At 44.8% G+C, this 14,176-nt stretch carries 11 protein-coding genes; 5 read left to right on the top strand and 6 right to left on the bottom strand.

The window, feature by feature from the left end; all coding sequences use genetic code 11:
- Positions 1 to 153 precede the first annotated feature (153 nt).
- The 3 genes from BCT49_RS12025 to bioA form a co-directional block, all read right to left on the bottom strand.
- Entirely contained in the window at positions 154 to 1,305 is a 1,152-nt protein-coding gene (locus BCT49_RS12025; protein ID WP_102435406.1) for an EAL domain-containing response regulator, read from the bottom strand.
- Entirely contained in the window at positions 1,302 to 4,718 is a 3,417-nt protein-coding gene (locus BCT49_RS12020; protein ID WP_241908063.1) for an ATP-binding protein, read from the bottom strand. The genes BCT49_RS12025 and BCT49_RS12020 overlap by 4 nt, the downstream gene beginning before the upstream one ends.
- A gap of 378 nt (positions 4,719 to 5,096) precedes the next feature.
- The gene (bioA, locus tag BCT49_RS12015) at positions 5,097 to 6,374 is read right to left on the bottom strand and encodes an adenosylmethionine--8-amino-7-oxononanoate transaminase (RefSeq protein ID WP_102435402.1); all 1,278 of its coding nucleotides are present in this window, start codon (positions 6,372 to 6,374) and stop codon (positions 5,097 to 5,099) included.
- 160 nt (positions 6,375 to 6,534) lie between these two features.
- On the opposite strand from bioA, the gene bioB reads away from it, so the two are divergent.
- Genes bioB through bioD form a run of 4 tightly spaced genes read left to right on the top strand, consistent with a single transcriptional unit; the run spans position 6,535 to position 10,269 of the window.
- Positions 6,535 to 7,587, top strand: a complete 1,053-nt coding sequence (gene bioB, locus BCT49_RS12010; protein ID WP_102435400.1) for a biotin synthase BioB — start codon at positions 6,535 to 6,537, stop codon at positions 7,585 to 7,587.
- A complete protein-coding gene (gene bioF / locus BCT49_RS12005) occupies positions 7,574 to 8,785 on the top strand; it encodes an 8-amino-7-oxononanoate synthase (protein WP_102435398.1) in 1,212 nt (403 codons plus the stop codon). The genes bioB and bioF overlap by 14 nt, the downstream gene beginning before the upstream one ends.
- Positions 8,786 to 9,589 (top strand): malonyl-ACP O-methyltransferase BioC, encoded by an 804-nt coding sequence (gene bioC / locus BCT49_RS12000; RefSeq protein WP_102435396.1) that lies wholly within the window; start codon positions 8,786 to 8,788, stop codon positions 9,587 to 9,589.
- Positions 9,586 to 10,269 carry a dethiobiotin synthase gene (gene bioD, locus BCT49_RS11995; RefSeq protein ID WP_102435394.1) on the top strand — a complete coding sequence of 228 codons (684 nt, stop codon included), beginning with the start codon at positions 9,586 to 9,588 and terminating at the stop codon, positions 10,267 to 10,269. Before bioC ends, bioD begins: the two co-directional genes overlap by 4 nt.
- A 113-nt stretch (positions 10,270 to 10,382) precedes the next feature.
- Here the strand turns inward: bioD and BCT49_RS25850 are convergent, their stop codons facing one another.
- A complete protein-coding gene (locus BCT49_RS25850) occupies positions 10,383 to 10,550 on the bottom strand; it encodes a hypothetical protein (protein WP_017078977.1) in 168 nt (55 codons plus the stop codon).
- Between the two features lie 277 nt (positions 10,551 to 10,827).
- Here BCT49_RS25850 and htpX point away from each other — a divergent pair, with 277 nt between their 5' ends.
- Positions 10,828 to 11,691 carry a protease HtpX gene (gene htpX / locus BCT49_RS11990; RefSeq protein WP_102270769.1) on the top strand — a complete coding sequence of 288 codons (864 nt, stop codon included), beginning with the start codon at positions 10,828 to 10,830 and terminating at the stop codon, positions 11,689 to 11,691.
- Positions 11,692 to 12,004: 313 nt separating this feature from the next.
- Here htpX and purB read toward each other — a convergent pair whose 3' ends face one another.
- Positions 12,005 to 13,375 (bottom strand): adenylosuccinate lyase, encoded by a 1,371-nt coding sequence (gene purB / locus BCT49_RS11985; protein ID WP_017109928.1) that lies wholly within the window; start codon positions 13,373 to 13,375, stop codon positions 12,005 to 12,007.
- A gap of 143 nt (positions 13,376 to 13,518) precedes the next feature.
- The gene (gene hflD, locus BCT49_RS11980) at positions 13,519 to 14,136 is read right to left on the bottom strand and encodes a high frequency lysogenization protein HflD (RefSeq protein WP_004734565.1); all 618 of its coding nucleotides are present in this window, start codon (positions 14,134 to 14,136) and stop codon (positions 13,519 to 13,521) included.
- Between the last annotated feature and the right edge of the window lie 40 nt (positions 14,137 to 14,176).

Raw genomic sequence — 14,176 nt, 5'->3', positions numbered from 1 at the left:
AATTACGCAACAAAGCCATTGCTATGCGCGGAGATTTAGCAATTGAAATCAAACGTTCTGAGAAGCCAATATGAATCAGCATATTGCGAATCGTTGAAAGTACTATCGCTGAGTCATCAACAATAAGGGCATTTAATTGAGTTAATTTCATGTTTATTTTAAATTATTGACTGACGTTAATTCTGAAAAGCTCGCAGGCTTCGAAGCAATAAAACCTTGGTACTTGGTCATGCCAATAGTCTTTAAGTATTCAAGGTCTTGTTGTTGCTCGACACCTTCGACAATACAAGAAAGGCCTAGGTTTTCTGCCAAATTGATGCAAGCTTTGGTTAGAATCTGATTCTTTTTGTTTTCGCTGATATTGTTAACAAAACTGCGATCCACTTTCAGCTCGGTGAATGGCAAGCTCGACAGTTGGGACAGTGACGCGTAACCCGTACCGAAATCGTCGACCGATAATCCAACCCCTAACATGCTCAGTTTTGCGATGTTTTTATAGCAATGCGCATCGAGCAAGATCGTCTCATGCTCCGTGATCTCCAGAGTCAGCAATGAAGGGTCAATGTTGTATTTGGCACATAAGCTCGCGACTTGATCGGCAATCTCAAGCTTCAATGTGGATTGCTCAATATTGATAGCGAAGTGGATCGGTTTACGCATTGATGAGATATCTTTCAGAGCCAGCTCAAGCAGTGTAAAGAAAAGTCGATCCATCAGTCCGAGTTGGCGCAACGTATCCATAAAATGGAAAGGGGTGAGTAACCCCAATTCAGGGTGCATAATGCGCGCAAGTACCTCAACACCAACCAGTGTCGCTTGTTCGACGTCATGTTGCGTTTGATAAGCATTGGTGAACCATTCATTCTCAAAGGCTTCTAGCGTCTGTTGCTCATTCAGTTTAACTTCGGCTGGCAGAATAGATTTAGCGGTTTGGATACGCTTGTATGATGACAGCAAACGCTGAATATGCGCTTCAGCGACCGGTTTCGGTATCGCTTCGACTTCGTTATAACCAATCAGTTTGCACATGCTCTTGGTTGAATCCAACGCAGCATCCGCCATCGCACTCAAAATGACGACAGTTTGTATTGAGCCCTGAGCTTCAGGGGAAGCTAATAACGACACGCCATCAATCTGTGGCAACTGAAGGTCGCAGAATGCAATATCAAAACGATGTTGCTTACATAGCTCGATCGCGTCCTCGCCGTTATAAGCGGTATAGACTTCATCAACGCTGTAGCGCTTGAGTAAGATCTGAATCTGTGTCGCCTGTAACAGCGAATCCTCAACGATGAGAATTTTCATAGTGAATCTAACCTGTTTATAACCGCTTGAGCTGAGGCGATGGCTAGATTCAGCTCTTCAATTATCTTGTGACAATACATGGGATCTTCCGCATTTTTCTCACATTCCTTTGCGGCATGATTTAAAGAATCTAAGCCGAGCAGGCTCGCTGAACCTTTAATTCTGTGTGCTATTGCTTTGATGTTTGGGTTTGGCTCTAGCAACATAGCTTTGTCTGAACTGAACGAGTCCAAAATGACGGTCGCCATTTGAAGCTGCTCCTCTGGACTGTAATTCTGTGCCCAAGATTGGTCGGCTTGAGCCAATTCTGTTTTCTGTTGAGGTAACAATTCCTCAATCGCACATGCGAGTTCTTCAAACGAGTAGGGCTTATAGATCACTTGATCCATACCAACACGTTCTGCTTTCTCAATAACCAGTTTCGAGTCTTCCGCTGTACAACCAATAATGGGTAAGTGCTTAAACTTGTCGAGTGAGCGAATTGTTTCAGTCAGCTGATAGCCATCCATGTTAGGCATATGGCAGTCAGTGATGATGATATCCACGAGCTTTTCGCTGTTCTCCAACTCTCCCATCGCTTCTTGGCCATCTTTTACGATGATGGTCTTTAAGCCAAAGCGCTTGAGTTGTTTAGCAAACAACAAGCGGTTAATTGGGTCGTCATCGGCGATAAGTACCGTTCCGGTAAAGTGGTACTCAGACGCTGGGGCATGAGTAACGCTTGTGCCTTGAGAAGTGATATCGCTCATCAATAGATCGGGATACAGGTTCTGCCATTGTGTGGAACGTTCAATTGCATGGCTGTAATCATTCATTTGATTATCGACTTTCCAAGCTCTTAGCCACGCCAATATATCTCTGTCTTCAGAGTGTATTGGGTTCACCACTTTGACTGGCGAAACTGTGCCTTTGATTGGCAAGCTAACCGTTACCTTCGTCCCCAGGCCCACCTTGCTTTCAATATTAAGTGCACCGTCCATCATGTTGACTAGACGTTGGACAACCGTAATGCCTAAGCCAGTGCCTCCATAACGTCGGCTAATACTGTGGTCACCTTGTGCGAAAGGCTGAAATGCTCGCGTTATCTGTTGGTCAGACATACCACAGCCCGTATCGGTAATTGAGAGCTGTAGTTGTTCGGTGCTCACCTTAATAGTGACGAGCACAAAGCCGTTTTCAGTAAACTTAATCGCGTTGTTCAATAAGTTATTGAGGATCTGAGTGACCCTCAACCAATCCAAACTCGCACTGGATATTGAGTTGACCTTCCAATCCAATTTGAAGTTAAGATTGTTGAGTCGCGCATTGGTCTCAAACGTTCGGAATATCGGGCACAACTCGTCATAGATGCTGCTCTTTTTCGACTCTAAGTGAAGTTGATTCGCTTCCATTTTGGAGATGTCGAGAATGTCACTGACCAGCAGTTTCAATCGCTCGGCAGATAATTGAGCGTTGCTAAGAAGCTCCATGTCATCTCGGTTTTCTATCTTGGTACTGAGCAGTTCCATCAGGCCAATCATCGCAGCGATAGGCGTGCGTAATTCATGGCTGACGATCGCTAAGAACAGATCTCGAGCTTTTATCGCTTCTTGCGCTTTTTTGTTTGAGATTTCGAGCTCACGCTGTTGTTTCTCCCACCTTGTTAGGTCGTCGAGCACAGTGATGACATAAGGGTCTGTCTCAGATGCGTTTGCCAAACACTGGCGAATCACTCGAAAGTGCTGTTCGTCACCGTGGCAATCACATTTGATGGTGCTCCAAACGCCCAATAGATTCCCAGTTCGTTCATCGTTCTCTTTTAGCCAACAAAACTCTGGGTTCTCTTGGTGTTGATGGGTAAAACATGCGGCCATCTGTTTATCGAAGGCACTATTAGAAAGAACCAGTTGACCATTTTTATCGTGAATGGCGATAAGGCTCGGTAAGTTATCTAGCAAGGTCGTTAGCCATTGGATCTGGTCATAGCTGCGCTGCTCAGACTGTTGAGCATGTGACAGCGATAGCGATAATCGACGAGTTTTCATCAAACCGAAGGTAATCAAGGCGAAAATTACGCCAGATATCGCCAAGGTATACGCCACAATTCGTTCTTCACTGAACCCGTATTGAGCAATGATGTTGTGGTGCTTCAACGTCAGGAGGTCAATTTCGTTTTGTGTCGTCAGGGAAATCGCTGAGTCAATGACGCTCTGTAAGAACGATGAACTTGGATGAAAAATGACGCCCATCTCACGTTGAAGCGAAACTTCTTCAGCTTGTGGAATGATGTTAAACAGCGCATCGTAACCATTAAAAATGTAAAGGTTGGCGATACTTTTAGGGATATAGGCGTGCGTGATCGCTCCATTACTCATACCGTTAATAATGGCGTCCATGTCGTTGTAAATCACAGCGTCAGCCAAATGATCTTCTAAACTCGACTTTGGAATGAAGTAGCCAGTTCGATCCAAGATCGCGGTCTTCTTAACCGCTGAGTCGCGATTAACCTTAATCAGTGCCCATTGGAATGTCATGAAGGGCTTGCTGGCAATAAACTCAGTGGAATCGACATTCTCTACATCGAAGCCAGGCAAAAACTCGACATCACCATTCTTAAGCATATCGATGATGTCTCTGCCTTCTGGTGGCACGTACTCAAATTTCAGTCCAAGCTTTCTTGATATCAGCTTTATCGCGTCATGAATGAACCCCACCGCTTCTTGGGTGGTGGGATCAAAATATGAATATGGGTAGATCCCCTCTGTCACCGTAAAGCGGATAGGGCGCTTTCCATATTGACTCTGGATTATCTGGTTCACGAGATCATCGTAAAAATGATAGAACTGTTCTGAAGACAACTTGGCGATGTCATTCTCTTTATCACGAATGAATTTTTCTATGATGCCGTGCATCACGCTGTCATTCTGGTTCATCATGATCTGAACTGGGAACTTTGGCAGATCTTGGCTGAAAGAGAGTGCACCCTGCCATTCACCCGGAGTCATTACCGAGTAGTAGCTTTGTACTGATATCAGATCTAGGATCGTCGCATCGGCAAAACCATTGGCGATGGCAGGTAACAGCTCAGAGGTGCTATTTACAACCATAGGATCTGATATGCCCTGCTGATTGAGCAGCTGACAAAATAACGAGCTTTTAATGCATACCCATTTTAATTGTTCGTGCGGTGTGTTTTTGGCGACGTCATCTCTGTACCAATACACATTTTGGATGTCATATAGGTTGTCTGAAAACTCAAACTGTTCCGCTCTTTTACGTGTTTCTGCAAAGCCGATAGTTAAATCAGCTTCGCCACTCGCAATGGCAGATAATAATGCTCTTGAAGAAAAGTATTCTTTTACCTCCACTTCTACATTTAAGTATTCTTTAAGCAGACCTTGGATGCTATCGCACGTGTCTTGATTTCGTGCCACGACAAAATCTTCCCAGACGTGATTAAACAGGTGCATCGGCTTAGCAATGACTATCTTCTGTTTATTTTGGATATAGCTATGCTGAGCTGCACTTAATGTGGATTCTTCAGCTGTACTGGAAAAAGAGAGTGAAGTTAGAGCGAGTAATAAGAGAAACAAAGTCTTCATAAAGTTAGCGAGCGATGAAAAGTCCCGCATTCTATGACGACATTTATTTAGCCACTAATACAATTTTTGAACTTATTTTTGTCGAAAGGATAAATTAGAATTGTGATGGTATATTTAATTATTTCCTTTTTTAACAGAGGGTTAATTTTAATAATCCAGCCCGTTCTTCACAGGCTGAATCGATGTTCTTTATATCGAAAGCAACAAGATCTATTTAAAACAATCAGGGCGATTAAGTGCTTTATCTATGGATGAAACAAGCTGTTCGATATGTTCTGGTTTGCTAATGAAGGGAGGCATCATATATATCAATTTGCCAAACGGGCGTATCCAAACACCTTGCTCTACAAAGTGAGCTTGGATGGTTTCCATATCGACAGGCGTGTGGGTTTCAACGACGCCAATAGCGCCTAACCAACGCACGTCTTTAACAAGCTCATGTTCTCGCAACGGTGGGAGTAACTCAGAGAAAAGCTGTTCGATCTGTTGAGTCTGATTTTGCCAATGGCCTTGCTCAATGATGGATAAACTTGCCGCACCGACTGCGCAAGCCAGTGGGTTACCCATGAAGGTTGGCCCGTGCATAAAGCAGCCCGCTTCACCACCACATACGGTGTCAGCAACCTCTTTACTCGCCAGAGTTGCTGAAAGGGTCATGTAGCCCCCAGTCAGCGCTTTGCCTAAACATAGAATGTCCGGTTGAATGTCGGCATGTTCACAAGCGAACAGTTTCCCTGTGCGGCCAAAGCCGGTCGCAATCTCATCCAAGATCAGTAACACGTTGAATTCATCACACAGCAAGCGCACTTGTTTCAAGAATTCAGGGTGGTAGATGCGCATGCCGCCAGCACCTTGAACGATTGGCTCTAAGATCACCGCGGCGACTTCTTGATGGTGTGCTGCCAGCTTTTCTCGAAAGCTGTTGATGTCATTAGCATCCCATTGATCCCAAAAGCCTGTTTTTGGCGAATCAGCAAAAATGTGCTCCGGCAAAAAGCCTTTGTAGAGGTTGTGCATCGAGTTATCAGGATCGGTCACCGACATCGCCGCAAAGGTATCGCCGTGGTAGCCATCTCTCAGTGTTAAGAACTTTGAACGAGGTTGCCCTTTAGCGTGCCAGTATTGCAGCGCCATTTTTAGGCTTACTTCTACGGCTACCGAACCAGAGTCAGCCAAGAATACATGTTCAAGATTACTGGGTGCTAGATTCAAAAGCTTCTTACATAAATCGATCGCTGGCTGGTGGGTAATACCACCAAACATAACGTGTGAAACCTTATCGATTTGGCTATGAGCCGCAGCATTGAGTTCTGGGTGATTGTAGCCGTGAATGGTTGACCACCAAGAGGACATACCATCAATAATTCGTTTTCCGCCTTCTAATTCTAGGTAAACACCGTCTGCGTTGGTGACTGGGTAGCAGGTCAGAGGTGTTAACGTTGATGTGTAAGGATGCCAGATATGCTGGCGATCAAAGGCGAGATCCATAGTAACTTCCATTCTTGATGTGATTAAAAAATAACCAGATGTAAACTTTTGATATTATCAATGTGTTGACAGTCTAAAGCTTGTCGGTAGACTAGCCAAGCATAAATGCAATCTCTATTGATGGAGATGCAATATCAAAAAAATAAAAAAGGATCGACACGTGGAAGTTCGTCATGACTGGACAGTTGCTGAAGTAACAGCGCTGCTTGAAAAACCGTTTATGGATTTAATGTTTGAAGCTCAAGTCGTTCATAGACAGTACCAAGAGCACAACCACGTGCAGGTGAGTACGCTTTTATCAATTAAGACGGGGGCTTGTCCTGAAGATTGTAAGTACTGCCCTCAAAGTGCTCACTATCGAACGGATGTCGACAAAGAACGCTTAATGGAAGTAGAACGTGTTTTGGATGCGGCGCTAAAAGCTAAGAACGCGGGTTCGACTCGTTTCTGTATGGGCGCGGCATGGAAAAATCCGAAAGAGCGCGATATGCCTCACCTAACTGACATGATCAAAGGTGTGAAAGGCATGGGTCTAGAAACGTGTATGACACTGGGTATGCTAACGCCAGATCAAGCGGGTGAGTTAGCGGACGCAGGTTTGGATTACTACAACCACAACCTTGATACGTCTCCTGAATTCTACGGCAGCATTATTACTACTCGTACTTACCAAGATCGTTTAGATACTTTATCTCACGTGCGTGATGCCGGTATGAAGATCTGTTCTGGTGGCATTATTGGTATGGGCGAAAGCACCAATGACCGTGCAGGTCTACTTGTTGAGCTAGCGAACCTCCCAGTACACCCTGAAAGTGTGCCAATCAACATGCTGGTAAAAGTGAAAGGCACACCGATGGAAAACGTCGACGATGTTGAGTCTTTCGATTTCATTAAGTTGATTGCGATTGCTCGTATCATGATGCCAATGTCTGCGGTTCGTCTATCTGCAGGTCGTGAGAACATGAATGAACAGATGCAAGCGATGTGTTTCATGGCAGGTGCGAACTCTATCTTCTACGGTTGTAAGCTACTGACTACGCCAAACCCAGACGAAGACACGGATATGCAGCTGTTTAAGAAGCTGGGTATTAACAGCCAACAGGTCGCTCAAAAACCTGACGAAATTCAAGAAAATGAACTGTTAGATCAAGTGGTGGAGCGCGTTGCTGCTCGTCCAATGAAAGATGACATGTTCTACGATGCCACTGTTTAAATCTCGTATCAAAAGTGCCCTTGCTCATCGCCGTGAGCAAGGGTTAACTCGTCAACTTAAGGTACTCGAAAACAGTAATAGCCCTTTGCTTAATAGTGAAGGTTCTCGCTTTATTAACTTTTCGAGTAATGATTACCTAGGCTTGGCAAACGATCCTGAACTGGTCGATGCATGGCAAACCGGACTTTCCCAATATGGTGCCGGCAGTGCGGCATCGCCATTGGTCACGGGTTTTAGTCCTGCTCATAAAAATTTAGAGGCTCAGCTGTGCGAATGGCTTGGCTTTGAACGTGCCATTCTATTTAGTTCTGGTTTCAGTGCTAACCAAGCTTTGTTGTTTTCTCTGCTCGAAAAAGACGACTTTCTGTTGCAAGACAAACTTAACCACGCCTCCTTGATGGAAGCGGGGATACTTTCACCTGCAACCATGAAACGCTTTAAGCACAACGACACGCAACATTTAGAGTCGTTATTGAGTCGCACTCCACAATCCTTGGTCGTGACTGAAGGTGTGTTCAGCATGGATGGTGATCAAGCGCCTCTCAGCCAGATATCTAACCTGACAAATCAATACGACAGTTGGTTGGCGGTTGATGATGCCCACGGTATCGGCGTATTAGGTGATAAAGGGGCTGGGAGCTGCAGTGCGGCACAAATCTCCCCCGATATTTTGGTGGTGACCTTTGGTAAAGCGTTTGGTCTTTCTGGTGCTGCGATTCTTTGTTCGTCAGAAGTGGGTGATTACTTAACTCAGTTTGCTCGTCATCATGTGTACTCGACGGCGATGCCACCTTCACAAGCGGTGGCTTTGTATCATGCATGTCACATGATTCAGACGCAAGAGTGGCGTCGAGAGAAGTTAACTGAGTTAGGCGCTCTCTATAAAGAGCAGATGAGTGGCGTGAACGGTTTCATTGATACTCAGACTCCGATTAAGCCGTTTGTGATTGGTGAAGCTCAAGCTGCCTTATCTATAGCGGAAGAATTAAAGCGTAACCAAGTTTGGGTAACGGCGATAAGGCCACCAACCGTTCCGACAGGGGCTGCTCGTCTGCGAATTACGTTAACGGCCAACCACAGTCAGACGCAGATTCTTCAGTTAACTGACTCGTTGCTTCAAGCAATAGAGCGAAGCAACGACTCTGAAGGCAAACCAAGCATAGAATCAAGCGTTGAATTAAAGAAAGAGGCTCAGTAAATGTCACAAGAAGCAGTAGTGCATAATTACGTAGGCCAAGATAAGAGTGCGATTGCCGAAGCCTTCGGTAAAGCAGCAACAACGTATGATAAACACGCTGAGTTTCAGCGCGATGTTGGCCACCGACTACTGGATAAGCTACCGAGAGACCTCTCAGGATTAAAGGTGCTTGATTTAGGTTGTGGCACTGGCTACTTCTCTGAGCAGATGGTGAAGCGTGGTGCTGAAGTGGTGTGTGCTGATCTTTCTGTTGGAATGTTAGAAAGGGCAGAGCAGCGTTGTGGTGCATCGGTCTCTTTATATCAACAAGCCGACGCCGAGCAATTACCGTTTGAAGATGGCTGTTTTGACATCGTTTTTTCAAGCTTAGCGTTACAATGGTGTGATGATTTATCGTCACCTTTAAAGGAGATGAAGCGCGTTGTAGCGACTGGTGGACGTGTGATTTTCTCAACTTTGCTTGACGGGTCACTGTTTGAGCTGGAAAAATCATGGTCCAAAATTGACACACATCAACACGTTAACCATTTTATTACAATCAATCAGGTAAAAATTGCGTTAGCGCAATCTAGCTGTACTGCTCATCAACTAGACTTGCCCACCATCACCGTTTGGTACGACACTGCGTTTGAACTGATGCGCGACCTTAAAGGTATCGGCGCTAATCACGTAAGTGGTCGCTCACAAGGTTTAACAAGTCGCCGCATGTTGCAGCTTGTTGAACGGGAATATCGAGAGTTTAAAAACCATCAAGGTTTCTTACCAGCAACATATCAAGTTTGTTTAGGGGTTATTCAATTATGATTGATGCATTATTCATTGCAGGTACGGATACCGAAGTGGGAAAAACTGTAGTTTCAAAAGCGATTCTTCAAGCTTTGGCTGCACAAGATTTATCAACAATTGGCTATAAGCCAGTTGCTGCAGGGTGTGAAGAGTACCCTGAAGGGTTACGTAACAGTGATGCATTGCACCTTCAAGAAGCGGCGACGCAAGATGTTGCTTACGAAGACGTTAACCCATACGCATTGTTACTACCATCATCACCTCACATTGCCGCAAAGCATGACGGTGTCGTGGTTGATGAAGCGGTATTATCAGCGAAGCTAGAACAGCACAAGCAGAACTCTGACATCGTTTTAGTTGAAGGTGCTGGTGGTTGGCGTGTGCCGGTTTCAGATGATGAATACTTGTCTAGCTGGGTTAAGAAAGAGCAGCTTCCAGTGGTACTGACTGTGGGTATTAAGCTTGGTTGTTTGAGCCACGCTCTATTAACTGCAGAAGCGATTCGTGCAGATGGTCTAAACCTAGTCGGTTGGGTAGCGAACCGCATTAATCCAGGTACTGAACATTATGCTGATATTATTGCGATGCTTGAAGATAAGCTCGGTGCGCCGAAATTAGGTGAAATCCCTTACGTACCAAAAGCGAAGTCTAAGAACATTGGTAAGTACATTAATGTACAGCCATTGCTTGATCTCTAAGTTTCAAGTTATACGCGTTAAACAAGAAAAGGGCTGCGATTGCAGCCCTTTTGCTATTTTAAGCCTTTTTGACCATACGTTTATAAAAACGGGTCTTTTAAACAAGCTTGGGATTAATGTTCTTTCGTCAGTCCCATTAGTGCTTGTTGTGTTTCCGTGATTTTTGTCTGTGCCGTTTGTGGTGTTAGGATTCCAATCTGCTTTTTCGCTTCTTCTTCAGTAATCCCTAGGTGACAGCACAGTAAATCGATAGCCATTTGAGTGTTAGTACCTTCAACCATGATCGTTCCCTTTTTGTACATGGACTAGCCAATAAATCATCTGAAGTCACTGTAAACGGATTGTTATATCGACACCATACGACTTAGGTCTAATAGACTAAGATTAATTCGGACATGGTCTCGTAATCAAATGTTGCAATTTAATGCTTAACCTTGTTTTCTTAATCTAAGACTATATGTATAAGTAAGTATAAGTCTTCAAGGTTGGAATAAATTGCTGTCTGCCTTGTCTATAACAATAAGTTTTATAAAAACAGCTTTCATGCGGAGATAAGTAATGAAGCGAGTAATGTTGTTCCTTGCAACCAACCTTGCGGTTGTATTGGTACTAAGTGTTGTTCTTAATATTGTATACGCAGTCACAGGTATGCAACCAGGAAGCCTCTCAGGCTTGTTGTTAATGGCTGCGGTGTTTGGTTTTGGCGGCTCATTCATTTCATTAATGATGTCAAAGAAAATGGCGCTACGCTCAGTAGGTGGCATGGTCATTGAAAGCCCACGTAACGAAACAGAACATTGGTTGATGGAGACGGTAAGCCGTCAATCTCAACAGGTTGGCATTGGTATGCCAACAGTGGCGATCTACGACTCGCCAGACATTAACGCATTCGCGACGGGTGCTAAGCGTGACGATTCATTGGTAGCGGTATCAACAGGCCTGCTACACAACATGACACGTGATGAAGCTGAAGCGGTATTAGCGCATGAAGTGAGCCACATCGCGAACGGTGATATGGTGACCATGACGCTAATGCAAGGTGTGGTGAACACCTTCGTTATCTTCCTATCTCGTTTCATCGCCAACATTGTTGCGTCGAATGACAACGAAGAAGAGGGCGGAAGCAACATGATGGTGTACTTCGGTGTGTCTATGGTGTTGGAATTGGTATTTGGTTTCTTAGCAAGCTTCATTACGATGTGGTATAGCCGTCATCGTGAATTCCATGCTGATGCAGGTGCCGCGCACTTAGTGGGTAAAGAGAAGATGATTGCAGCGCTTGAGCGTCTGAAGGTGAGCCATGAGCCACAACTAGAAGGTTCTATGATGGCGTTTGGTATCAACGGTAAGAAGTCTCTTACAGAGCTTCTAATGAGCCACCCACCGCTAGATAAGCGTATTGCGTCTTTACGTAACATGTAATTGCTAACACAAGCTACTTTCGTTAAGCGGTAATATGTATTCTAAAGGCTTCCTTCGGGAGGCCTTTTTTGATCTTGGCATCTAATACAGTAAGTACTGAGGGATAGGTGTCTGGTGATAGAGGGGGACTGGTGACAAAGCGTTACGATATGAAATGGATTTAATCGAACGGATTGAGATGAGCAGGGCAATGATACTGGTTTGCTTTGTATTATTTTTCTGACGGTTCTTGTGCTCATACACTTTGTTCCGCTCAACAAAAAGGCTTCCACATGGGAAGCCTTAGTCTATTCTGTGATTCGAAATTCGAATCTTATAGCTTGTCAGTTAGCTCGATTGCTTGACCGATGTAGTTCGCTGGAGTCATCTCTTTCAGGCGAACTTTCTCGTCTTCAGGGATCTCAAGACCATCGATGAATGCACGCATGCCTTCGCCATCTACACGTTTACCACGAGTTAGCTCTTTTAGCTTCTCGTATGGCTTCTCGATGCCGTAACGACGCATTACTGTTTGTACTGGTTCAGCCAATACTTCCCAGTTCTTGTCTAGTTCAGCAAGTAGCGCAGCACGGTTAACTTCAAGCTTGCTAATACCTTTCAGAGTCGAAGTGTATGCAATGATTGCGTAGCCAACACCCACACCTAGGTTACGAAGAACCGTAGAGTCAGTAAGGTCACGCTGCCAGCGAGAAACTGGAAGTTTTTGTGCAAGGTGGCTAAATACTGCGTTCGCTAGACCAAGGTTACCTTCAGAGTTTTCGAAGTCAATTGGGTTAACTTTATGCGGCATTGTAGAAGAACCGATTTCGCCAGCAATAGTCTTCTGCTTGAAGTGACCAAGAGCGATGTAGCCCCAAACGTCACGGTCGAAGTCAAGAAGGATAGTGTTGAAACGAGCAATCGCATCGAATAGCTCAGCGATGTAATCGTGAGGTTCGATTTGAGTTGTGTACGGGTTCCAAGTTACGCCAAGAGATTCAGTGATGAACTCTTCGCTGAACTGGTGCCATTCAACTTCTGGGTATGCAGAAAGGTGTGCGTTGTAGTTACCTACAGCACCGTTGATTTTCGCTAGGATCTCAACGTTTTCGATTTGCTTGTATTGACGTTCCATACGGTACGCAACGTTAGCCATCTCTTTACCCATAGTAGAAGGAGAAGCTGGCTGACCGTGTGTACGAGACAGTAATGGAATATCACGGTACTCGTTCGCAAGTGCTTTGATAGCATCAATTACGTTGCGGATTTCTGGAAGAATCACTGTGTCACGAGCTTCTTTAAGCATAAGCGCGTGAGAGGTGTTGTTGATGTCTTCAGAAGTACATGCAAAGTGAATAAATTCGTTTACAGCGTGAAGTTCAGGAACGCCAGCAACTTTCTCTTTCAAGAAGTACTCAACCGCTTTAACGTCGTGGTTAGTCGTGCGCTCGATCTCTTTGATACGTAGAGCATCTTCTTCACTGAAGTTAGCAGCTAGTTCATCAAGAAACTGGTTAGCTTCTGCACTGAACGCTGGTACTTCTTTGATTGCATCTGTAGCTGCAAGCTTTTGTAACCAACGAACTTCAACGATAGAGCGGTACTTTAGTAGGCCAAACTCACTAAAGATGCTGCGTAATGCAACAGTCTTGCTTCCGTAACGGCCGTCTACTGGTGAAACAGCAGTCAATGCTGACAGTTCCATGGTGTTCTCCTGAATTGAGTTTTCTAAATTTTGAGAGGTTTATACCAGTAACAATCTCAATTGTCACGCATATTGCGCAATCGTTTGCGTGAGAATTGTGTTGGTACAAAAAACAAGCTCGCGACGAGGCGCGAGCTAATAAATTACATGCGAGCTAGCAGGATTTGAGCCTGCTCGATCATTTTTTTGCGACCGAAGATAAGGTGGCGACGTTTGCCGCCAACTTGACGCCATAACACAGCGCTTCGAATTCCTGATAGCAGCAGAGCACGAACCTTATGCTGGCTTGATGTCTGTTGAAGTACTGCTGGCGTACCAGAAACCTGAATACGAGGGCCAATAGGGCTCACTACATCTAAGTAGATGCTCGCAAGGTTGCTGATCATTTGCTCATCAAACAGATCGAAGTGCTCAGTTTGACGCTCTGCAGTTTGAATACGATCGCCAAGCTGCGACATAGAGTCATTGCGAGCAGATAGTTTACGTTCAAGCGCCATCAAGCTGATGATGTAGCGAGTAATGTCGCTACCAGCAGGAGTACTGTCGATACCTTTTACTAAGCATTCAAGGCCTAGCTTTAGGTTCGCCTCACGGCCAAATACACCCACAGTGTTCGCTGGGTTAGTATTTAAAATGGCATTGAGTGAAGCTTCGAAGGCATCTTTATCACAACGGCCGTCTTTCGCTACTTGTTGAACCAAAGCCACAGCTTGGCAAATTCCAGCGAAAGCAATAGTACGGTCATAAAGTGTATTAGCCACGTAGTAACTCCTAGTTGTTTTCTATCGTTTGTTGTTCGTT

Origin of the sequence: Vibrio lentus (assembly GCF_002875945.1) — a bacterium.
GTDB lineage: Bacteria > Pseudomonadota > Gammaproteobacteria > Enterobacterales > Vibrionaceae > Vibrio > Vibrio apostichopi.
This window is presented reverse-complemented; position numbering and strand designations above follow the sequence as displayed.

Bases quoted from the DNA above. Each gene is read 5' to 3' on its own strand.
- BCT49_RS12025 (WP_102435406.1), bottom strand. From the start codon at position 1,305: ATGAAAATTCTCATCGTTGAGGATTCGCTGTTACAGGCGACACAGATT.
- bioA (WP_102435402.1), bottom strand. From the start codon at position 6,374: ATGGATCTCGCCTTTGATCGCCAGCATATCTGGCATCCTTACACATCA.
- bioF (WP_102435398.1), top strand. From the start codon at position 7,574: ATGCCACTGTTTAAATCTCGTATCAAAAGTGCCCTTGCTCATCGCCGT.
- bioC (WP_102435396.1), top strand. From the start codon at position 8,786: ATGTCACAAGAAGCAGTAGTGCATAATTACGTAGGCCAAGATAAGAGT.
- bioD (WP_102435394.1), top strand. From the start codon at position 9,586: ATGATTGATGCATTATTCATTGCAGGTACGGATACCGAAGTGGGAAAA.
- BCT49_RS25850 (WP_017078977.1), bottom strand. From the start codon at position 10,550: ATGGTTGAAGGTACTAACACTCAAATGGCTATCGATTTACTGTGCTGT.
- htpX (WP_102270769.1), top strand. From the start codon at position 10,828: ATGAAGCGAGTAATGTTGTTCCTTGCAACCAACCTTGCGGTTGTATTG.
- purB (WP_017109928.1), bottom strand. From the start codon at position 13,375: ATGGAACTGTCAGCATTGACTGCTGTTTCACCAGTAGACGGCCGTTAC.